Consider the following 20,579-nt stretch of genomic DNA (forward strand, 5'->3'; position numbering starts at 1 on the left):
GTGACGAGGATCGGCCGTCCACAGGTTCGCAAGCCCTCTCGCACACGCGCGCCGTCCATTCCAGGCTGGGGCCATGTACAACGTCTTCTCCCGAGCTCAGGCCCGGGCCATCGGGATCGAGCCCGCCCTCCTCCAGTCGTCCCTCGCCTGCTGCCTCATCCGGGTCGCCCGCGGCATCTATGCCGTCGCCGCGGACTGCTCGCACCCCGCCCATGCGCGGCTCCGGTACTTCCTCGAGGATCCCGCGCTGCTCCTCGCCCGGAGCCGAGGTGCCGCGCCGGATCGCGCACGACCGCACCCGGGCACGCTCTCCCGGTGGGAGCGCGATCGCCTCGACCATGTGGGGTGGCTCGCCTGCACCGGACGGATCGCACCGGGCGACATCGTCAGCCACCGCTCGGCCGCGATGGTGCACGACCTCCCGCTCCTGCCCGGCCGTCTGACCCGGCTCGAGGTCAGCAGCCCGCACGGCAGGATCACCACCCCCGGGCTGCGGCGACGGGAGCGGGTCATCGCGGACGAGGACATCGTCGAGGCGCATCCGATCGGGTCGCTCCGGGTGACCTCGCGGGCGCGCACAGTCGTCGACCTCATCCGCGATTGCGGCACGGAGACCGGGATCATGGCCGCGGAGTGCTTTCTCGGGCGCCCCGGTACCGACGAGCACGGGCGCCCGGGACGGTTCCCGCTGCCGGCCGCCGCGCGACAGCGGCGGAAGGCGGTGCTGTGCGATGCGGCCGGTCGACTTCTCGACGGCTGGGGTGCCGCGCGCCTGCGCAGAGTGCTCGATCTCGGCACGGGGCTCTCGGAATCCCCGGCCGAGGCATTGGCGCTGCTCGGCTTCCACAGCGTCGGCATCGGCGACGTCGTCCAGCAGGCGGAGCTGTACACGGACCAGGGTGCGTTCATCGGGCGGGTCGACTTCCTCCTCGAGCGCCTCGGCCTCGTCATCGAAGTCGATGGCGAATCGAAGTACCGTGCGTCCGGAACGATCCTCATGGACCGCAGAGCGCTCCTGCGGGAGAAGCGGCGGGAGAACGCGATCCGCGCGCTCGGGTTCCGGGTGCTCCGCCTCGAATGGGCGGATGTCATCGATCCGCAGCGCTTCGTGGCAGCCCTCCGCAGCGTCGGGGCCCTGCGCTGACCGAGACCTCGCGCGTGGAAGTGTGGTGGTTTCGGTGATGTGTACGAGCGACAACGGCACCACACTTCGCCGATACCACCACACTCGGATTCGATGGGGCGAGACGCGCCCGACCGCGGGCTGCCGGGGGAGCTGTGACAGGGTGGGGCCATGACTGTGCGCGAACTCACCGCGGCCGAGGTGGCCGCCCATGCCGACGAGCTGCTGCGGATCCAGGTCGCGGCCTTCCGCATCGAGGCCGAGATCCTCGGCCACGACCGGATCCCCTACCTCTACGAGACCGTCGAGGACATCACCGCGCCGGGCCTGCGCTGGATCGCCGACGTCGTCGAGCACGCGGATCCGAGCACCGTGAGAACCGGGGACACCGGGAGCATCGACACCATCGCCGAGGTGCGCGGGGCGGTCGTGCTCGCGCAGCGGCAGGCCGGGCTCTTCGTCACGCGCGTCATCGTCGACCCCGCCCACCACCGCAAGGGCGTCGCCTCCGGCCTCCTCGGCCAGGCCCAGGAGCTCGGGCAGCGGCTGTTCGTCATCACCTCGCAGGACAACCCGCCGGGCATCGGGATGTACCGCAAGGCCGGGTTCGCCCGGGTGCGCGACGTCGAGATCGACACCGGGTCGATCCTCACCGAGTACGCCTGGGAGCCCGCTGCCGGCTGAGGGTGCGCCCGCCTCGTGCCCGGCGCGCGGACTGGTGCTGCAACGGTCACCCGCATGCTGGCCCGGCCGGAACGGTGGGACGTCAGATCGAGAGTGGTGGCTTCAACGGTCGCACACCTGCACGAAACCACCACACCCGCGCCCGGCCCGCTGAGCCCGGCCAGCTGAGCCCTGCCGGCCGGCCGGGTCCGCGGGGCTCAGCCTCCGCTCATGCGGCGGCGCTGGGAGTCGATCCGGTCGGCCGAGGCCTCGAGCTCGACCTTGACGCTGAGGATGTGCGAGTCCGACTCGGTGACGACGATCGGCTGGATCTCGACGTCGCGGATCGCCGGGAACGCCTCGACGAGCGCGGACAGCCGCAGCAGGACGTCCTCCGTCGGCTCCATGTTCATCACCGGCAGGCCCTTGTAGCCGAACAGGCGCGGAGAGGCCTTGAGCGAGCGCACGAGCTGGGCGGCGTCGACATCGGTGAGCGGGGCGACCCGGTGGGCGACGTCGTCGAGCAGCTCCGAGGTGTCCCCAGCGAGCGAGAACGACACCATGGGGCCGAGCAGCGGGTCCTCCCCGGCGCGGATCACGCAGGCCGAGCCGGGAGGGGCCATCGCCTGGACGTCGATCCCGTGATCGTCCCCGGGGTCGAGCACCGAGTCGATGACCGCGGAGACCCCGGCCCAGTCCTCGCGCAGCTCCTCGGGGTCGTCGACGTTGAGGCGCACCCCGCCGAGCTCCATCCGGTGGCGCAGCCGCTTGTGCACGGCCTTGAGTGCGACCGGGTAGCCCAGGGTGTCTGCGGCGGCGAGCGCCTCGTCCACGGTGCGGGCGGTGAGGTAGGGGAGGAACTCGAGCCCGTAGGCGCCGAGCAGCGCGCGCGTGTCGTCGCGCCCGAGCAACACGGTCTCCCCGGGCTCCACGCCGGCGAGATTGCGCTCGATGATGTCCCTGGCGGCGCGCGGGTCGACGTTCTCCAGCTCCGGGTAGCGGCCCCGGTCGGACTTGCGCCACATCGCGTACTCGGTGGCACGGGCGAGTGCCCACACGGCGTCCTCCGGTCCCATGTAGCTCGGCACGCTGCGCGCCGCCCGGGACCCGTCCTCCTGCGGCGTGTACGCGGTGAGCTCGTCCTTGACGCCGTGCACCCCGAGGAAGCAGGCGACCGTCGTGATGCCTGAGCGCGCCGCCTCGTCGGCGAGCACCGCGGCGATCTCGCGCTCCTCCGCGCCGGCGGAGGGGGCGAAGGTCACGACGACGGAGTCGACTGTGGGGTCGGCGTACATGTCCTTGAGCGCGGCGGCGAACTCCTCGGCATGCACCTCCGGGTGGAGGGACACCGGGGCGGTCTCCACGCGCAGGCCCTCGGAGCGGGCGCGCTGGACGACGAGTGTGGAGAGCGCCGCGGAGTTGCCCACCACGCCCACCCGCCGGCCGGCCGACAGCGGCTGGAAGGAGAACACCTGGGCGACGTCGAACAGCTGGTGGATGGTGTCGGCGCGGACGACTCCGGCCTGTGTGAGGACCTGGTCGAGCGCGGTCGCCGACAGGCTCGACACGCGCACCTGGTGGCCGGGCGGGAGCTCGCGGCCGGTGAACGCGGACTTGACGACGATGACCGGCTTGACCTGCGACACCCGGCGGGCGATCCGGGAGAACTTGCGCGGGTTGCCGATCGACTCGAGGTAGAGCCCGACGGTGGCGGTGGCCGGGTCCTCCTCCCAGTACTGGAGGAGGTCGTTGCCGGACAGGTCGGCGCGGTTGCCGGCGGACACGAACGTCGAGATCCCCAGTCCGCGGGTCTTCGCCGCGGCCAGCAGCGCCGTGCCGAGCGCTCCGGACTGGCTGAACAGCCCGAGCGTCCCGGCGTCCGGGAGGAACGGGGCGAGCGAGGCGTTGAGGGACACCTCGGGCGCGGTGTTGGCGAGGCCGAAGGAGTTCGGTCCGACGACGCGCATCCCGTGCGAGCGGGCGGTGGCGACCATCTCCCGCTGGAGCTCGAGGCCGTGCTCACCGGTTTCGGCGAAGCCCGAGGAGATGACGACGACGGACTTCACCCCGCGGGCGGCGCAGTCGCGGACCACCTGGGCGCACGATTCGGCGGGCACCGCGATGACCGCGAGGTCGATCGGCTCGGACACTGCGTCGAGCGAGGGCACGGTGGGGAACCCTGCTACGGAGTCGGCCTCCGGGTGGACGACGGTGATGGTGCCGGTGAAGCGGGCAGCGGTGAGATTGCGCAGGAGCAGGTTGCCAGTGGAGTTGCGCTTGCGGCTGGCGCCGATGACGACGACCGAGCCCGGGTGGAGGATCGAGCGGACGCTCTTCGCCTCCGCTCGGTGCTCGCGGGCCTCCTGCACCTGGATCGACTTCTCCGTCGGGTCGATCTCGAAGCGGACGGCGACGACGCCGTCGTCGAATTCGCGGGAGACCTCGTACCCGGCGGCGGCGAACACCTGGAGCATCGAGCGGTTCTGGGGGAGGACCTCGGCGGTGAAGACCTCGAGGCCGCGCTCGCGGGCGGCCGCGGCGAGGTGCTCGAGGAAGATCGACCCGATCCCGCGCCCCTGGTGGGCATCGGCGATGTTGAACGCGACCTCCGCGGCGGTGTCGTCGATCCGGTCGTAGCGGGCGACGCCGATGATCTCCTCGCCGATCGTCATGACGAAGGCCACCCGGTCGCGGTGGTCGACCTGCACGAACCGGGCGAGGTCCTTCTCCGGGAGCACCGGCAGCGGAGCGAAGAACCGCAGGTAGATCGACTCCGGCGACTGCTTGCTGTGCATGGTCTGGATGCCGTCGGCGTCCGAGGGGCGGATGGGCCGCACGTGCGCCGTCGCTCCATCGCGCAGCACGACATCGGCTTCCCAGTACGACGGATAGGGTTCCATGCACCCAGCATAGTGATCCGCACGGACCCGGTCACCACCGCCGCGGGAGTTCCCTGACGCGGAGCCCGCGGCGGTCCCGGCGGGCGGATGCGTCCCTCCGGATCGGCCGTGTCCGCGCCCTGCGGCACAATGGTGCCCATGGCTCTTCCGAAAACTCTCGCCTCCGACCTGCAGGCCGCGGGCTACTACCCGCAGCTCACCGGCAGCATGCTCATCGAAGCGCTGTTCGGAGAGGACATCCTCGCCCACTACGTCCACATGGACACCCACGTCGACCTCGACGCGATCCACCGGCACGTCACCGCCTTCCTCGTCACGCCGACCCGGCTCCTCCTCGCCCACGTCGACGACGAGCCCGACGCCGTCCCCGGCCACCGTCCGCGCGGGGTCACGTCGACGGAGGACATCCCGCTCGAGCGCCTGCGCACCGTCCTCATCAGCCGCACCTACGAGGACCCGGCGGAGTACCGGTCCTCCGACCGGCCGGTCGAGGTCGCGATCACCCTGGGCTGGGGTGCAGTGCGCCGCATCGAGACCTTCCCGGAGACCTGTGGGGACCCCGACTGCGACGGCGACCACGGCTACAGCGGCTCCCTGTTCTCCGAGGACGTCACCCTGCGCGTGTCCGCCCAGGCCGAGGGGCAGGGCGCGGTCGACCGGGCCGAGGACTTCGTCCTGCAGCTGCGCCGCGCGGTGTTCGCCGCCCGCCGGGCGGCCTCCTGACATGCGCACCGCCCCGCCCGACTACGCCTCCGCCGCGCTCCTGTCCGACCTCGTGCCGGCCGCCGCGCTCGGCCTCGGCGCCGGGGAGATCCTCGACGCCGGCGCCCAGGAGCGCGCCGCGCGCCTCGGCCTCGACGCAGAGGTGCGGGTCGCCGTCGTCGTGCTCGTCGACGGGATGGGCGCGCGCCTGCTGCGCGACCGCGCCGCCCACGCCCCGTTCCTCCGGGGCCTGCTGCCCGACGCCGGGGCGCTGAGCGCCGGGTTCCCCTCGACGACGGCGAACTCGCTGTCCTCGCTCGGCACCGGGCTGCTGCCGGGATCCCACGGCGTCATGGGCTACCGCCTCCTCGACCCGGACCGCGACGTCGTGTTCAACCAGCTCACCTGGGACCCCGAGGTCGACCCGGAGCAGTGGGTGCCCGACGCCACCCTGTTCGAGCGGCTCGGCGACGCCGGGGTGGACGTCGTCAGCCTCGGCGAGCCGAAGTTCGCCGGGCGCGGCCTCAACCAGGCCTCGCTGCGCGGCGGCCGGTTCCGCGGCTCGCAGACGCTGTCCGAGCGCGTCGACCAGGCGCGCGAGGAGATCCGCCGGCCGGGCCGCCGGCTCGTCTACCTCTACTGGGGGAACCTCGACAAGACCGGGCACGTCCACGGCGTCGACTCCTGGGAGTGGCTCGAGGAGCTCGAGCACCTCGACGATCGGCTCGCCGCGCTCGCCCAGGCGCTCCCGGCGGATGCCGAGCTCCTCATCACCGCCGACCACGGCATGGTCGACGTGCCCCACGACTCCCGGATCGATCTCGCGGAGACCCCGGAGCTGCGGGCGGGGGTGCGCGCCATCGGCGGTGAGCCGCGCGCCGTCCACGTCTACGCGCAGCCCGGCGCCGCGGCTGAGGTGCGCGCCGCCTATCGCAGCGTGCTCGGTGAGCGTGCCCTCGTGCTGACCCGGGACGATGCGATCGGCCGGGGATTCTTCGGTCCCGTGCGGCCGGTCAACCGGGCTCGGATCGGCGACCTCGTCGTCGTCTGCGACGCGGGTGTGGGGATCATCGACTCCGAGCACGACTCGCCGGCGGCGCTCGCGTTGCTCGGCCACCACGGCGGGATCACCGAGCGCGAGCTCGAGATCCCGCTGTTGCGCGCTCGCGGCTGAGCCGAGCGCTCAGGACCTCCGAGCCGAGCTGCGCAGCACGGCGCGCGGCTCGGTCACCGGTGTGCTCCTCAGTGCGCGCCGTCGGGCTCGGGCCCGGTGTCGACGGCGGTGCTCCCGGTCCCGCCCGGCGCGGCGGTCTCCTAGTCGAAGCGGAGCACCTCGCGGCGCTGCGCGGGACGGCGCGGGGTGACGCGGTAGATCACCGAGCGGTACATGAGGTAGCGGAAGATGTTGCCCAGGCCGACGCCGATGACGTTCGCGGAGATGTTGTCGGCGAGCGCGGAGCGCAGCCCGAGCACGTAGTGGGAGAACCACAGGCAGGCCATCGCGATGAGCAGGCCGCCGGCGTTGACGAGGAAGAACCACATCGCCTCCTTGCCCGCCGAGCGGTTCCGCCCGTCCTTGAACGTCCAGTACCGGGAACCGAGCCAGCTCACCGTGGTGGCGACGGTGACGGAGATGATCTTCGCCCACATCGGCCCGATCCCCACCGCCTCGAGCCGGAGCACGTTGAACAGGGTGAAGTCGACGATGAACGCGATGCCGCCGACGACGGAGAACTTGGCGACGCGCTTGGCCTCCTTGCGTAAGCGCATCCCGTACCCGTCCGTCGTCCGATGAATGAAGAAGCGGGACCGGTGTCCGGCGGAGCGGTGCCGCTCCGTGCCGGGCGGCCGCGATCCGTGCGGAAGTCCCCGGACAACGGTACCGGAACCCGCCTGGGGGCCCGCTGTGGGACCGCCGCGCGCGGCGCGCCGGGAGGCCGGTGCGCGGCGGTCCCGCCGCACCCTCGCTAGAGTGGAGTGGTGAGTTCTCCCGTGATCGGCGTCATCGGCGGCGGCCAGCTGGCCCGCATGATGGCCCCCGCAGCAGAGGCGCTCGGCGTGGGCTTCCACGTCCTCGCCGAATCCGCCCAGTCGTCCGCCGCGCAGGTCGCCGGCCGCGTCACCGTGGGCGACCACACCGACCTCGCGGCCCTCCAGGCCTTCGCCGACACCGTCGACGTCATCACCTTCGACCACGAGCACGTGCCGCCGGAGCACCTGCGCGCCCTGCAGGCCGCCGGGCACGCCGTGCACCCGGGGCCGGAAGCACTCATCCACGCGCAGGACAAGATCGTCATGCGCCGCCGGATGGACGAGCTCGGCCTGCCCAATCCGCGCTGGGCCGAGGTCCACTCACCCGAGGACCTCCAGCGGTTCGGCGACGAGGTGGGCTTCCCCGTCGTCCTCAAGACCCCGCGCGGCGGCTACGACGGCCACGGCGTGCGCGTCGTGACCAGCGGTGCCGACGCCGCCGACTGGCTCGCCTCCCACCCCGTGCTGCTCGCGGAGGAGAAGATCGACTTCACCCGCGAGCTCGCGGTGATGATCGCGCGCTCGCCGATGGGCCAGACCGCGGTGTGGCCGGTCGTCGCCACCTACCAGCAGGACGGCGTGTGCAAGGAGGCCGTCGCCCCCGCGCCCGGACTCGACCCCGAGCTCGCGCGGCGGATCACCGCCGACGTCCTCACCGTCGCCGGCGCCCTCGACGTCACCGGGGTGATGGCGATGGAGATGTTCGAGACCCCGGACGGCTACCGGATCAACGAGCTCGCGATGCGCCCGCACAACACCGGCCACTGGACCCAGGACGGCTCGGTCACCTCCCAGTTCGAGCAGCACCTCCGCGCCGTGCTCGACCTGCCGCTCGGCGACCCGAGCGCCCGCACCCCGGCCACCGCGATGGTCAACGTGCTCGGCGCCGACCGCGACGATCTCTACCGCGCCTACCTCCACGTGCTCGCCCACGACCCGCAGGTCAAGGTCCACATGTACGGCAAGTCGGTGCGCCCGGGCCGGAAGCTCGGCCACGTCAACGTCTACGGCGACGACGCCGCAGCCGTGCTCGCCCGCGCCCGGCACGCCGCGGACTTCATCGCCGGGGTCGACACCGATCCCGAACCCGAGCGGAAGGACACCGCATGAGCACCCCGACCGTCGGCATCGTCATGGGCTCGGACTCCGACTGGCCGACGATGGCCGCCGCCGCGGACGTCCTCGACGAGCTCGGCATCCCGTGCACCGCCGAGGTGGTGTCAGCCCACCGGATGCCCCACGACATGATCGAATGGGGCTCCACCGCCGCCGCGCGCGGCCTCGAGGTCGTCATCGCCGGGGCCGGGGGAGCGGCGCACCTGCCGGGCATGATCGCCTCCGTCACCTCGCTGCCCGTCATCGGGGTGCCGGTGCCGCTGGCCCACCTCGACGGCATGGACTCGCTCCTGTCGATCGTGCAGATGCCCGGCGGGGTGCCGGTGGCCACGGTGTCGATCGGCGGGGCGAAGAACGCCGGCCTGCTGGCGGCGAGGATCCTGGGAATCGGCCGCGACCCCGAGGCGCAGCGCATCCGGGCCGCGCTCGACGACTATCGTGAGAACCTCCGGGCCGTCGCCGAGGCGAAGGGTGCGGCGCTGTCCGAGCGCCGCCGGCAGACCTGAAACCGTATGTGAGGAGCAGCATGTTCGATCTCTACCAGCTCAGCGAGGACCACGAGGAGCTCCGCCGGGCCGTCCGTGACGTCGTCGACAACCGCATCACGCCGTACGCCGCGGAGGTCGACTCCGAGGCGCGCTATCCGCGCGAGGCGCACGAGGCGCTCGTCGCCACCGACTTCTTCGCCCCGCACATCGGCGAGGAGTACGGGGGCGTGGGGGCCGATGCGCTCGCCGTCGCGATCGTCATCGAGGAGATCGCGCGCGGCTGCGTGTCCTCCTCTCTCATCCCGGCGGTGAACAAGCTCGGATCGATGCCGGTGCAGATCGGCGGCGGTGAGGAGATCAAGGCGAAGTACTTCCCGCGGGTCGCCTCCGGCGAGTGCGGGTTCTCCTACGGGCTGTCCGAGCGGGAGGCCGGCTCCGACACCGCGGGCATGCGCACCCGTGCGGTCCGCGACGGCGACGACTGGGTGCTCAACGGTGTGAAGACGTGGATCACCAACGCCGGGGAGAGCGAGTTCTACACCGTCATGGCCGTCACCGATCCTGACGGCCCGCGCGGGCGCAACATCACCGCGTTCGTCGTCGAGAAGTCCGACGAGGGCTTCACGTTCGGGGAGAAGGAGCGCAAGCTCGGCATCAAGGGCAGCCCCACCCGGGAGCTGTTCTTCGAGAACTGCCGGATCCCCGGCGACCGGGTGGTCGGCGAGGTCGGCGACGGGCTCAAGATCGCGCTCAAGACCCTCGACCACACGCGGGTGACCATCGCCGCGCAGGCCGTGGGTGTGGCGCAGGGCGCGCTCGACTACGCGATCGGCTACATCAAGGAGCGCAAGCAGTTCGGCAAGCACATCGCGGACTTCCAGGCGATCCAGTTCATGGTCGCCGACATGGGGATGAAGCTCGAGGCGGCCCGCCAGCTCACCTACGTCGCGGCGGCCAAGAGCGAGCGCGACGACGCCGACCTCGGCTTCTTCGGGGCGGCGGCGAAGGCCTATGCCTCCGACGTCGCGATGGAGATCACGACCGACGCCGTGCAGCTGCTCGGCGGTGCCGGCTACGTGCAGGACCATCCGGTCGAGCGGATGATGCGCGATGCGAAGATCACGCAGATCTACGAGGGCACGAACCAGGTGCAGCGCCTCGTCATGGGCCGCAAGCTGCTCGCCTGAGCCGCCCCGCGCCACCCGCCCCGCGCGGCTGCCCCCGGCCGACCGCCGACCGCACGCAGAGATCCGACAGGTGAGGGATGCCCCGCACTCCGAAGTACACCGACCCGATCCGCTTCCCCGAGTACGCGGACCGGAGCACCCGTGATGTGCGCGGCTGGATCCTGCTCGTCTCCACGATCCTGCTGCCCGGCAGCGTGCAGTCGCTGTTCGGCGTGCGGCGGTTCGCCCGGTTCGCGCTCGGCCTGTCCCTGGCGACCTGGGCACTCGTCGTGCTCGTCGGGCTCGCCTCACTCCTGCGCCGGCAGCTCGTGTTCACGCTCGCGACGAACCCGTTCATCCTCGCGCTGCTCACCCTCTGGGCACTCGTGCTCGCGGTGGTGTGGCTCGTGGCGCTGGTCGACACCGTGCGCCGGATCCGGCTCGTCCGGCTGTCCCCGCGCACCCGGCTGGGCGTCGTCGCCGCCGCCCTCGCCAGTGTGCTCGTCATCGGCGGCGGGCTCGCCTGGGGCACGGTGACGCTGAATAGCCAGCGGCAGCTCATCAGCGAGATCTTCGCCGGCGGGCTCGGCGTGCGGCCGAGCGACGGCCGCTACAACGTCGCGCTGCTCGGCACCGACGCCGGCAAGGGGCGCGAGGGGATCCGGCCGGACAGCATCTCCCTCGTGTCGATCGACGCGCGCACCGGGGAGTCGGTGATCATCGGGCTGCCGCGCAACCTGCAGAACGTCCCCTTCGCCGAGGACTCCCCGTTGCGGTCTCAGTACCCGCAGGGCTACGACTGCGGCGACGAGTGTCTCATCAACGCCGTCTACCAGCTCGGTGAGCAGCACCCCGAGGGATTCGACGAGGGCTCACCGGCCGGCGCCCAGGCGATGAAGGACGCGATCAGCGGGGTGACCGGGGTCGACGTCCACTACTACGCGATGATCGACCTCAAGGGCTTCGAGGCCCTCATCGACGCGATGGGCGGCATCTCCCTGGTCTCCGGTAAGCGCGTGCCGATCTCCGCGCCCGTGGACAAGGCGACGGGGAAGCACGGCCCGGTGCGCGGCTGGATCGAGCCCGGCGAGCTCCACCTCGACGGCTTCCACGCCCTCTGGTACGCCCGCTCGCGCGAGTTCGCCAGCGACTACGAGCGGATGGTCCGCCAGCGCTGCGTGCAGGAGGCGATGATCGCCCAGCTCGACCCGGCGACCGTGCTCACCCGCTACCAGTCGATCGCGCAGGCTGCGCCCGAGGTCGTGTCCACCGACATCCCGCAGCTCCAGGTCGACCGGTTCGTCGACCTCGCGCTCAAGGCGAAGGCGCAGAAGATCCGCTCGCTCAACCTCACCCCGCCCGAGGTCATCCCCGCCGACCCCGACTACGCCGCGGTCCACGCCCTCGTCGCCGAGGCGCTCGAGCCCGCCGAGGCGCGCGCCGCCTCCCCGGACGGGCCGAGCGTGCTCGCCGCCGGAGCCGCTCCCGCAGGGCTCGATCCGGTCGCCGGAGCCGTGCCCGGGGCGGTTCTCGCCGCCGCCCCGACCGAGGGAGGAGAAGACGAGAAGGACCGGGCCATCTGTTACGTGCCCTGAGGTCCTCCCGGCATTCTCGAGGTTTCCTCCCGGATTCCTCGAAAATCTTTCAGCCGCGTGTCGCCGCGAGATCTCGCGGAACGACATCCGTGTAACTCCGCTCGACGTCGAAAAATCCAGTCCGACACGCCGAAAAGTGTGTAACAATTCTGAGATGTTGAGCTGATTCGTCATCCTTCCAATGACGAGTTCATCTCGTGAAGCCTCTCTTCCCTGACTTCCTCGAAAAGGCTGAAACGATGAGATTTGCACTGCCCATCGTGGCATCGTGCGCATCCGCGGTGATGGTTTCGACCCTCGGGTTGACCGTCCCCGCCGCTGCTGCAGGATCCGCCACCGTCACACCGACCATCGACGAGCACGCGCTCACCGAGGTGAGCGAGGACGGCCTCGATGCGCCCGGTGCGCGCGAGTCCTCGCCCGTCACCGCACAGGTCACCAACTCGAGCACGACCAACCTGCCGAACCTCCTGCGGTCCCCGAGCGCCGTGAACGCGCTCGGCATGGCCCCGCTCGGTACCTTCGGCTCCGGCGGCACGGCGATCTCGCCGGTCTCGCTGCAGGAATCGGAGTCGAGCACCCCGGGCGAATCGGCCCCCGCGCCGGCCGAGGAGACCTCCCCGGCACCCACGGAGACCCCGGACATGTCCGGCGGCGTCCGCGAGAAGACCGAGGACGGCGTGAACATCGCCGCGATCTCCGACGTCCTCGAGGTGCCCGAGTCCCGGTCCTCCGTCGTCGGCGTCACCTACGACACCGAGACCGAGGTCACCATCGAGGTCCGCATCCGGACCGGCGAGGGCTGGTCCGCCTGGGACGAGCTCGAGGAGGACGTCGTCGGTGAGGGCACCCCCGGCACCGAGCCGTTCGTCGTGAGCGGCGCGAGCGAGGTGCAGATGCGCGTGCTCGGCGACGCCGCTCCCGACGACGCGCGCCTGCTCGTCATCGACCCCAAGCACTCCGCCGCCGACCAGCAGGCCGTCGAGCAGAACGCCCCGGTCGCCGCGCCGGCACCGGGCGCCGAGGCATCGGACGAGGCGGCCGCCGAGGGCGCCGCCGCCGGGGCCGAGGGCTACGCCGCGCAGCCGGCCGCCGCGGTCCCCGCGACCGCAGCGCCCGGTTCGGCCACCGCGCAGACCGTCGCGGTGAAGAAGGTCTCGCAGCCCAAGATCGGCTCGCGCAAGTCGTGGGGCGCCAATGAGCGCCTGCGCAAGGGCAAGGCGTCCTACGCGCCCAAGGTCCGCGCCGCCGTCGTCCACCACACCGCCGGCTCGAACAGCTACAGCGCCGGCGACGTGCCCGGCATCCTGCGCGGCATCTACAGCTTCCACACCAAGGGCCGCGGCTGGTCCGACGTGGGCTACAACGTCCTCGTCGACAAGTACGGCCGCCTCTGGGAGGGCCGCGCCGGCGGCATCGACCGCGCGGTGATCGGCGCCCACGTGGCCGGCTACAACACCGGGACCTTCGGCATCTCCGTCATGGGCTCCTACGGGAAGTCGGCCCCGCCGCAGGCGGCGCTGAACGCCGTCAACCACGCGATCGCGTGGAAGCTCTCGGGCAGCGGCGTGTCCGTCAACGACCGCGCCACCGTGGGCGGCCGGAGCATCCCGGCCGTCGTCGGACACCGCGATCTCGGCTCCACCTCGTGCCCGGGAGCGGCCTTCTACTCGAAGTTCGGCAGCATGCGCAAGGACATCGAGAAGCTCCAGCAGGGCGGGGCCCCGGCGTCTCCCGAGAAGGAGACCCCGAAGCCCGCCCCCAAGAAGACCGCGATCGACACGCACTACGAGGGCAAGGAGAAGGTCCTCGGCAAGCCCACCTCGCAGGAATGGGACCTCGCCGGCGGCAAGGTCAAGAACTACGAGCGCGGCTACATCACGTGGTCGAAGGCCACCGGTCCGCGCGTCATCACCGGCGCGATCGCCTCGGCCTGGAACGGCGCCACCCGCACCGAGCTCGGCCTCCCCGTCACCGGGGAGCAGGGCGGCCTCAAGGGCGGCGGCGCGTTCCAGAAGTTCCAGGGCGGCTCGATGCACTGGTCGTCGAAGTCCGGCGCCCAGCCGACCTGGGGCGTGCTCCAGGGCTACTGGGCCCAGAAGGGCTACGAGAACGGCCACATCGGCTACCCGAAGTCCGCACCGCAGTGCTCCGACGGCCGGTGCGAGCAGCTCTACGAAGGGGCCCGGCTGGTCTGGGCCGAAGGCTACGGGGTGACGGAGTTCTCACCGCGCGGCGAGATCTCCGGAGGGGCGCGCGATCTCAACGCGTCCCGGCCCGGCTCCGCGGACGACGAGTCCGCGGGAGCCCGGCTCCGGGCCTGCTGGACCCGGGGAAGGTTCAGCAGATCCGGAGACCGAGCAGTCGCCGGCACCCTCGCAGACTCCGTCTCCGGCACCGGCTCCGAGTGAGCAGCCGAAGGCGGAGGAGCCGAAGCAGGAGACTCCGAAGCAGGAGGAGCCGAAGCAGGAGACTCCGAAGAAGGACGAGTCCGAGAAGAAGGACGAGCCGAAGAAGGAGAAGCCGAAGAAGAGCGCCGAGCAGCTCGACAAGGAGAAGCGCGACGCGGTCATCGCAACGGCCAAGAAGCACCTCGGCGTGAAGTACCGGTGGGGCGGGACCTCGCCGCGCTCCGGCTGGGACTGCTCGGGCTACGTGCAGTACGTCTACGCGCAGAACGGGATCAAGCTGCCGCGCTCCTCCGGGGCGCAGAAAGCGGCAGGGGAAGTGATCCCGGCCTCGCAGGCGAAGCCCGGCGACCTCATCTGGATCCCCGGCCACCTCGGGATCGTGTCCGAGACCGAGGGCCAGATGTACGACGCGGGATCGACCCGCACCAACACGAGCAAGCGCAGCTACGACTGGATGCTCAAGCGGGGTGCGGTGTTCGTCCGGGTGATCTGACGGACCCTGACTCCGATGGGGCGGTCGGCATGCGAAGAGCATGCCGGCCGCCTCGTGCGTGGCCCGGGCGTGCAGCGCTCCCGGCCTCCCGGCACCGCCCGAGCCCCCCGAGCCGCTCCCGGCCCCGCCCCGGGTTCCCCGGTTTCGCGACCCCGCGCGCTCTCGCCTAGGCTGACCGAGGCGAACAGGGCGGTCCTGCAGGGGCGCCGGCCGGCGGACGGAGAACAGGGAACGACGAGGATGCAGAAGCTGACGAACACGGTGCGCGACTACCCCTGGGGGAGCCCGACGGGGATCCCCGAGATCCTCGGGCGCGAGCCCGACGGCACGCCGGCCGCGGAACTGTGGATCGGCGCCCACCCCGGAGCGCCCTCGGGCGTCGAGGACACGGATCTGCGCGAGTGGATCGCGCGGGACCCGCACACGCGGCTCGGAGCCGGCTCGGTGGACGTCTACGGGGAGCGGCTGCCGTTCCTCCTCAAGATCCTCTCCGCCCGGACCGCGCTCTCGATCCAGGCGCACCCCTCCCGGGAGCAGGCGCAGGCCGGGTACGCGCGCGAGGACGCCGCGGGAGTCCCGGTCGACGCTCCGCATCGGAACTACCGCGACACCTGGCACAAACCGGAGCTCATCCATGCGCTCGGCGACTTCGACGCGCTCTGCGGCTTCCGCCCGCTCCCGGCGATCCGGGCCACCGTGGAACGCCTGTGCGCCGCGGCCTCCCCGGCCGACCGACCGCTGCTCGAGGCCTGGCTGACCGCGCTCACGCCCTCCGGCGGGCAGGACGACGAGGCCGCGGCGCTGCGGGAGGCGACCGATCTGGTGCTCGGCCGCGCCGCCGAATACGGACCGCTCGCCGATCGCCTCGCCGCCCTCGACCTCCCCGGCGTCGGTGCGGACCATCCCTGCAGGCAGGGCAGCGCGGTCGACCCGCAGGACACCCTGCGCGAGGTCACTGCGGACTTCCCCGGGGATGCGGGGACTCTCGTCGCGCTCATGCTGCGCCGCCTGCGCCTGCGGGCCGGGGAGTCGCTCGCACTCGACGCGGGGGTGCTCCACGCCTACCTCGGAGGCCTCGGGGTGGAGATCATGGCGTCCTCGGACAACGTGCTGCGCGGCGGGCTGACGAGCAAGCACATCGACCTCGCGGAGCTCGATGCGGTCGTCGTCTACGACAGCGTCGAACCGCGGCGGGCGGCGCCCGACGCCCGCGGGGTGGTGCGCGGGGCCACCGACGACTTCGCCCTGCAGCGCATCGACTCCGCCGCCGACCTCCCGATCGCGCGCAGCGGCGCGGCGATCCTCCTGTGCACCGCCGGCGGCTTCACCGTGCGCAGCGGGGAGGAGAGCACGGAGCTCGCCGGCGGGGGACAGCGTCTTCGTCGGCGCCGACGAGCCGCTGCCGCACGTCACCGGCACCGGGCAGCTGTTCGTCGCGACCACTGGCCTGCCCGCACCCGCCTGAGCGGCTGACGGCCGCACACGAATGTGGGGCTTTCGGTGGAGTGTGGTGGCATCAACGCCACCACGGTTCACCGAAAGCCCCACAGTTGCGCAGGGGAGGCTCCGGGAGGCCGGAGCTCAGCTCACGTGGGCGGGGACCTCGATCTCCGGGACCTCGTCGGGGATGTCGAGCCTCGCGCCGGTCTTCTCGGTGATCTCCTCGACGGTCACGCCGGGGGCGCGCTCGAGGAGGCGGAACCCGGTGCCGGTGACGTCGAGCACGGCGAGGTCGGTCACGACCCGCTCGACCACGCCCTTGCCGGTCAGCGGCAGCAGGCAGGTGTCGAGGAGCTTGTGGGAGCCGTCGCGGGCGACGTGCTCCATGACGACGATGACCTTCTGCGCCCCGTGGACGAGGTCCATCGCCCCGCCCATGCCCTTGACCATCTTGCCCGGGATCATCCAGTTCGCGATGTCGCCGTTGCCCGCGACCTGCATCGCCCCGAGGATCGCGGCATCGATCTTGCCGCCGCGGATCATCCCGAAGCTCGTCGCGGAATCGAAGAAGCTCGCCCCGGGCAGTACCGTGACGGTCTCCTTGCCCGCGTTGATGAGGTCCGCGTCGAGCTCCTCGGCGGTGGGGTAGGGGCCGACCCCGAGGATCCCGTTCTCCGACTGGAGCACGAGATGCACCCCGTCGGGCACGTAGTTCGGGACCAGGGTGGGCAGCCCGATGCCGAGGTTGACGTAGGAGCCGTCGGCGAGCTCGGCGGCCGCGCGGGCGGCCATCTGGTTGCGTGTCAGTGCCATCTCAGGCCTCCCTCACAGTCCGCTTCTCGATGTTCTTGTCCGCCGCCTGCTCCGCGGTCAGCTCGACCACCCGGTGGACGAACACACCGGGCAGGTGCACCTCGTCCGGGGCGATCTCCCCGGGCTCGACGAGCTTCTCGACCTCCGCGATCGTGACCCGGGCGGCCTGCGCGGCCGGCGGGTTGAAGTTCCTGGCCGAGCGATGGAACACGAGGTTGCCGTGCCGGTCCCCGACCGCGGCGCGCACGAGCGCGAAATCCGGGGCCAGGGACTCCTCGAGGACGTAGGTGTGCTCGGATCCGAAGGTGTCGAACACCCGGGTGTCCTTCGGTGGGGACTCGATCTCCACGCTGCCGTCGGCGGCGTACTTCCATGGCATCCCGCCCTCGGCGACCTGCGTGCCGGACCCGGTGATGGTGTAGAACGCCGGGATCCCGGCGCCGCCGGCGCGCAGCTTCTCCGCCAGGGTGCCCTGCGGGGTGAGCTCGACCTCGAGCTCGCCCTCGAGGTACTGGCGGGCGAACTCCTTGCTCTCCCCGACGTAGGAGGCGATCATGCGCCGGATCTGCTTCGTATTCAGCAGCATCCCGAGTCCGAAGTCTCCGGCCCCGGCGTTGTTCGAGATCACCTCGAGGTCACCGACCCCGGCATCGCGCAGCGCCCTGATGAGCACCTGCGGGACCCCGACGAGACCGAAACCCCCGACCGCGATCTGCGCGCCGGCTGGAATGTCCGCGACCGCCTGAGCGGCCGATGCAACTACTTTGTCCATGCCCCGATTGTGCCATGGACCACACCGTCGAGGCGGCTGAGCTCCGCGAGCCGGACCGGGTCGTCGGTGTCGGTGAGGACGAGCACGCCGGAGCGCAGCGCCGCGAGCAGCAGCGGAACCTCCGCGGCATCCGGCAGACCGGCGAGCAGCGCCCGCGGGCCCGGGTCGCCCGCAGCGCCATCGCCCGACGGTGCGGCGGCCGCGGCGGCCGCGTCGAGGGCCGCCGGGTCGAGCGGGATCGGCCCGGCGTCGCCGTCTGGTCCGACGAGCACGGCGGAGGCCGGGTTCCCGAGGGCGGCGACGTCCGGGTGGGCGCGCACGGCGGCGATGAAGTCGGTGCAGCCGGGCTCGGTCTCCGAGCGCAGGGCGAGGGCGGCGGTCGCGAACACGAGGACCTCCTCGGCAGCGGAGTCGTCGATGCCGGACCCCGCGCCCGGGAGCGCCTCCGGACGGAGGGCGACCCACGGTCCGTCCGGAGCGGGGGAGTCCTGGGTGAGGAGGTGGACGGGGGCGCCGAGCGACCAGGCGGCGAGCGCTGCTGCGAGCGCTCGCCAGTGGAGCGCGGCGGGAGCGGGGCAGACGATGCCGAGCGCGGTGTCGGTCCCGATCTCGAGCTCGCCGAGCAGGCCGACGGACTTGTGCACCCAGTTGCCGAGCACCGCACCGGTGAGCTCGAGGCGCTCGCCGTCGCCGGTGACGGAGATCAGGGCGGGTTCGGAGCGGGCGGACAGGGCGGTGACGACGTCTCTCATCGGTTCATCCTCTCTCGGGGGCATTGGTGCCGGGCGCGAGGTCGAGCTCGATCGCGAGCGCGGCGCCCTTGGGCGAGGCATCGGCGGCCCAGTCGTAGCGCACGCGGGCACGCAGACCCTCGGCGTGGAGCGCGGTGTGGAGGCGCTCGACGAGCGCTCCGAGACCGATCGCCGCCTCGACGAGCGGATGGCCCTCGGCCTCCGGGAGGGGGTTCGAGCCGCTGCGCTGGACGAGGATCCGGGCGCCTGCGCCGTCGACGCGCAGCCGCCACCGGTCCTGACCCGGGGTGCGCCCGGTGCGGCCGCGGGCGGCGCCGAGCGCCCGGGTCACCCGGGTGAGGACGTCGTCGTCGCCCGAGGCCGAGGCCGGCGGCCATGCGAGCCCGGTGGAGTCGAGTGCCGCGTGCACCGCCTCGACGTGCCCGGTGCGGAACCAGTCCTCCGCCTCGGGCCGGTTGAGGGCGCGGGCCCCCGGGTCCGCCTCGTCGAGGAGGTCGCCGACCCCGCGCACCACGGCGAGCGGGAGCCCGCGGGCGGCACCCTTGACGAGGTCGGCGGCCGCGGCGATCTCGTCGGCGACCGCGCGCTCGGTCGCGGTCTGCACCCGGCCGTCGTCGTCGGGGCGCCCGCGCTGGGAATCGAGGCCGGCGAGACCTGCGGAGCCGAGCGCGAAGTCGAACACGCCGCGGCGCCACGGGCGCGAGGTCGAATCGGACACGACGACGGCGAGCCGGACGCCGAACCAGCGCTCGAATGCGGCGCGCAGCATCGCCGCCGAGCCGTCCGGGTCGGCGGGGTGGAGCACGACGTGCCCGTCCGCGTTGGAGCGGTCGAGCCCGGCGGCGGCCTGCACGGTGCCGGCGGCGGTGCGCGCGACCGTGACGACGGCGGGCCCGGCTCCGGAGTCGAAGGTGCGGGCGGCGACCTCGCTCAGGCTCGCCTCGGCGACGAGGGATTCGAAGGCGGCGCGGGAGCCCGCCTGCCGGATCCGTCCCTCGGCTTTCGCGACGATCTTCGAGGCGACGACGAGCACGTCTCCGTCCTTGATCTCGATCCGGTTCCGGTCGATCGCCGTGCACAGCACTGCGGGGAGGTCGGTGCCCGGGGCGATCCGCTCGATGCCGGCGATCGCGTAGGCGGTGAGGAGGCGGGAGGGCGCGGACGCGCCGGGTTCGGCGCTCACGCCCGGTCCCAGACCGTGGTGCCGGCCGGTGCCGCGGGCTCCACGCCGGCGAGCGCCTCGGCGACGGCGCCGGTGATCTCCGTCGCTCCGAGCCGGCTGCGGAGCTCGGAGGGGAGGGAGTCGCCGCCGCTGAGGAGCACGGTGGCGCGCGTGCCGGTGAGCGCGTCGAGGACGCCGGGGAGCTCGAGCACCGGCACGGTGTCGAGGGCGGCGTACTCGTCGGCGCGGACGATGATCGCGTCGGCCTGGCGCAGCGCGCGCAGCACCCCCGGGGCGGCGGTCGCGCCCTCGATCCCGGTGCGGACCACCCGGGTCACCCGCTGCGGGTCGGCGGCGCGGAACCGGCGGGCGGGCCACGCCTCCTCCTGGCCGTCGCGCTCCACGACGACGAGGGTCTCCACGGCGTCGTCGGAGGCCGGCAGCAGGCTGAAGGCGGGGGAGAAGCGGCTCGCCATCGCCTGCACGACCTGGGACAGCGGGTAGCCGAGCGCGAGCAGGCGGGTGCGCAGCACTGCGGCGGCGAGGCTCGCCTCGGTCATCGGGAACCACTCGGCGTCGACGTGATAGGCGGCGAGCTCCTCGACCGCACCGCCGGGCAGCGCGGTGCTCGGCGGGAGCAGGCAGGCGTCGATGTCCGGGCTGAAGCGCAGCCCGTGCACGGTGACGTCGGTGAACGTCGAGGCGATGACGGTGACCCGGTCCTCGGTCCGGTCGGAGGTGAAGGCGAGGACGTCGGCGAGCACGTCGGTCGAGGTGTCCGTGAGCGGCAGCACTGTGATTCTCATGGACTCCATGTTCTCAGGATTCGACCGGCCGTGCCCACCGCGCGACCGCGAGCGCGGCCCCGCGCGCACCACTGCAGCACGGCGCCCACCCGGTGGGGGAGAGTGCGAGGAGAATCATGGGTGTGACTGTTAGCGGGAGATGGCGG

The 20,579-nt window shown here is 72.3% G+C and carries 18 protein-coding genes; 11 read left to right on the top strand and 7 right to left on the bottom strand.

Annotated elements, in window-relative coordinates; all coding sequences use genetic code 11:
- Positions 1–73 precede the first annotated feature (73 nt).
- Together FDF13_RS07960 and FDF13_RS07965 are read left to right on the top strand one after the other, a co-directional pair.
- A complete protein-coding gene (locus FDF13_RS07960; RefSeq protein ID WP_137319180.1) occupies positions 74–1,144 on the top strand; it encodes a hypothetical protein in 1,071 nt (356 codons plus the stop codon).
- Positions 1,145–1,294: 150 nt separating this feature from the next.
- On the top strand, positions 1,295–1,807 hold the full coding sequence (locus FDF13_RS07965; protein ID WP_137319181.1) for a GNAT family N-acetyltransferase: 513 nt from the start codon (positions 1,295–1,297) through the stop codon (positions 1,805–1,807).
- A gap of 197 nt (positions 1,808–2,004) precedes the next feature.
- Here FDF13_RS07965 and FDF13_RS07970 read toward each other — a convergent pair whose 3' ends face one another.
- Entirely contained in the window at positions 2,005–4,686 is a 2,682-nt protein-coding gene (locus tag FDF13_RS07970) for a GNAT family N-acetyltransferase (RefSeq protein ID WP_137319182.1), read from the bottom strand.
- 138 nt (positions 4,687–4,824) lie between these two features.
- On the opposite strand from FDF13_RS07970, the gene FDF13_RS07975 reads away from it, so the two are divergent.
- Together FDF13_RS07975 and FDF13_RS07980 are read left to right on the top strand one after the other, a co-directional pair.
- Complete coding sequence (locus tag FDF13_RS07975; protein ID WP_137319183.1) at positions 4,825–5,409, top strand: DUF5998 family protein; 585 nt, start codon at positions 4,825–4,827, stop codon at positions 5,407–5,409.
- Position 5,410: 1 nt separating this feature from the next.
- Positions 5,411–6,562 carry an alkaline phosphatase family protein gene (locus tag FDF13_RS07980; protein WP_137319184.1) on the top strand — a complete coding sequence of 384 codons (1,152 nt, stop codon included), beginning with the start codon at positions 5,411–5,413 and terminating at the stop codon, positions 6,560–6,562.
- Positions 6,563–6,702: 140 nt separating this feature from the next.
- Here FDF13_RS07980 and FDF13_RS07985 read toward each other — a convergent pair whose 3' ends face one another.
- Positions 6,703–7,158 (bottom strand): GtrA family protein, encoded by a 456-nt coding sequence (locus FDF13_RS07985; RefSeq protein WP_137319185.1) that lies wholly within the window; start codon positions 7,156–7,158, stop codon positions 6,703–6,705.
- Positions 7,159–7,368: 210 nt separating this feature from the next.
- Between FDF13_RS07985 and FDF13_RS07990 the strand changes: the two genes are divergently transcribed.
- The 7 genes from FDF13_RS07990 (at position 7,369) to manA (ending at position 16,161) form a co-directional block, all read left to right on the top strand.
- Positions 7,369–8,529, top strand: coding sequence for a 5-(carboxyamino)imidazole ribonucleotide synthase (locus tag FDF13_RS07990; RefSeq protein ID WP_137319186.1), 1,161 nt, complete (start codon positions 7,369–7,371; stop codon positions 8,527–8,529).
- A complete protein-coding gene (purE, locus tag FDF13_RS07995; protein ID WP_137319187.1) occupies positions 8,526–9,041 on the top strand; it encodes a 5-(carboxyamino)imidazole ribonucleotide mutase in 516 nt (171 codons plus the stop codon). The genes FDF13_RS07990 and purE overlap by 4 nt, the downstream gene beginning before the upstream one ends.
- Positions 9,042–9,061: 20 nt before the next feature.
- The gene (locus tag FDF13_RS08000; RefSeq protein WP_137319188.1) at positions 9,062–10,210 is read left to right on the top strand and encodes an acyl-CoA dehydrogenase family protein; all 1,149 of its coding nucleotides are present in this window, start codon (positions 9,062–9,064) and stop codon (positions 10,208–10,210) included.
- Positions 10,211–10,287: 77 nt separating this feature from the next.
- Complete coding sequence (locus FDF13_RS08005) at positions 10,288–11,784, top strand: LCP family protein (protein WP_137319189.1); 1,497 nt, start codon at positions 10,288–10,290, stop codon at positions 11,782–11,784.
- A gap of 302 nt (positions 11,785–12,086) precedes the next feature.
- On the top strand, positions 12,087–14,195 hold the full coding sequence (locus FDF13_RS08010; RefSeq protein WP_175406913.1) for an N-acetylmuramoyl-L-alanine amidase: 2,109 nt from the start codon (positions 12,087–12,089) through the stop codon (positions 14,193–14,195).
- 187 nt (positions 14,196–14,382) lie between these two features.
- On the top strand, positions 14,383–14,688 hold the full coding sequence (locus FDF13_RS14775; protein WP_175406914.1) for a C40 family peptidase: 306 nt from the start codon (positions 14,383–14,385) through the stop codon (positions 14,686–14,688).
- Positions 14,689–14,928: 240 nt separating this feature from the next.
- Positions 14,929–16,161 (top strand): mannose-6-phosphate isomerase, class I, encoded by a 1,233-nt coding sequence (gene manA / locus FDF13_RS08020; RefSeq protein WP_254668740.1) that lies wholly within the window; start codon positions 14,929–14,931, stop codon positions 16,159–16,161.
- 108 nt (positions 16,162–16,269) lie between these two features.
- Here manA and FDF13_RS08025 read toward each other — a convergent pair whose 3' ends face one another.
- The 5 genes from FDF13_RS08025 to FDF13_RS08045 are packed head-to-tail and all read right to left on the bottom strand — an operon-like array spanning position 16,270 to position 20,433.
- Positions 16,270–16,941, bottom strand: a complete 672-nt coding sequence (locus FDF13_RS08025) for a 3-oxoacid CoA-transferase subunit B (protein WP_137319192.1) — start codon at positions 16,939–16,941, stop codon at positions 16,270–16,272.
- 1 nt (position 16,942) lies between these two features.
- Positions 16,943–17,713 (bottom strand): CoA transferase subunit A, encoded by a 771-nt coding sequence (locus tag FDF13_RS08030; protein WP_137319193.1) that lies wholly within the window; start codon positions 17,711–17,713, stop codon positions 16,943–16,945.
- The gene (locus FDF13_RS08035) at positions 17,701–18,465 is read right to left on the bottom strand and encodes a TIGR03089 family protein (RefSeq protein ID WP_137319194.1); all 765 of its coding nucleotides are present in this window, start codon (positions 18,463–18,465) and stop codon (positions 17,701–17,703) included. Before FDF13_RS08035 ends, FDF13_RS08030 begins: the two co-directional genes overlap by 13 nt.
- 4 nt (positions 18,466–18,469) lie before the next feature.
- Complete coding sequence (locus tag FDF13_RS08040) at positions 18,470–19,648, bottom strand: coenzyme F420-0:L-glutamate ligase (protein ID WP_254668741.1); 1,179 nt, start codon at positions 19,646–19,648, stop codon at positions 18,470–18,472.
- A complete protein-coding gene (locus FDF13_RS08045) occupies positions 19,645–20,433 on the bottom strand; it encodes a 2-phospho-L-lactate transferase CofD family protein (protein WP_175406915.1) in 789 nt (262 codons plus the stop codon). Before FDF13_RS08045 ends, FDF13_RS08040 begins: the two co-directional genes overlap by 4 nt.
- Positions 20,434–20,579: the final 146 nt, after the last annotated feature.

Source organism: Brevibacterium sp. CS2, assembly GCF_005280295.1.
GTDB lineage: Bacteria > Actinomycetota > Actinomycetes > Actinomycetales > Brevibacteriaceae > Brevibacterium > Brevibacterium pityocampae.

Excerpts from the sequence above, each read along its gene's own strand:
- FDF13_RS07975 (WP_137319183.1), top strand. The coding sequence starts at position 4,825 with ATGGCTCTTCCGAAAACTCTCGCCTCCGACCTGCAGGCCGCGGGCTAC.
- FDF13_RS08000 (WP_137319188.1), top strand. The coding sequence starts at position 9,062 with ATGTTCGATCTCTACCAGCTCAGCGAGGACCACGAGGAGCTCCGCCGG.
- FDF13_RS07960 (WP_137319180.1), top strand. The coding sequence starts at position 74 with ATGTACAACGTCTTCTCCCGAGCTCAGGCCCGGGCCATCGGGATCGAG.
- FDF13_RS08030 (WP_137319193.1), bottom strand. The coding sequence starts at position 17,713 with ATGGACAAAGTAGTTGCATCGGCCGCTCAGGCGGTCGCGGACATTCCA.
- FDF13_RS07980 (WP_137319184.1), top strand. The coding sequence starts at position 5,411 with ATGCGCACCGCCCCGCCCGACTACGCCTCCGCCGCGCTCCTGTCCGAC.
- manA (WP_254668740.1), top strand. The coding sequence starts at position 14,929 with ATGCAGAAGCTGACGAACACGGTGCGCGACTACCCCTGGGGGAGCCCG.
- FDF13_RS07965 (WP_137319181.1), top strand. The coding sequence starts at position 1,295 with ATGACTGTGCGCGAACTCACCGCGGCCGAGGTGGCCGCCCATGCCGAC.
- FDF13_RS07970 (WP_137319182.1), bottom strand. The coding sequence starts at position 4,686 with ATGGAACCCTATCCGTCGTACTGGGAAGCCGATGTCGTGCTGCGCGAT.
- FDF13_RS08035 (WP_137319194.1), bottom strand. The coding sequence starts at position 18,465 with ATGAGAGACGTCGTCACCGCCCTGTCCGCCCGCTCCGAACCCGCCCTG.
- FDF13_RS07985 (WP_137319185.1), bottom strand. The coding sequence starts at position 7,158 with ATGCGCTTACGCAAGGAGGCCAAGCGCGTCGCCAAGTTCTCCGTCGTC.
- purE (WP_137319187.1), top strand. The coding sequence starts at position 8,526 with ATGAGCACCCCGACCGTCGGCATCGTCATGGGCTCGGACTCCGACTGG.
- FDF13_RS08005 (WP_137319189.1), top strand. The coding sequence starts at position 10,288 with ATGCCCCGCACTCCGAAGTACACCGACCCGATCCGCTTCCCCGAGTAC.
- FDF13_RS08045 (WP_175406915.1), bottom strand. The coding sequence starts at position 20,433 with ATGAGAATCACAGTGCTGCCGCTCACGGACACCTCGACCGACGTGCTC.
- FDF13_RS08025 (WP_137319192.1), bottom strand. The coding sequence starts at position 16,941 with ATGGCACTGACACGCAACCAGATGGCCGCCCGCGCGGCCGCCGAGCTC.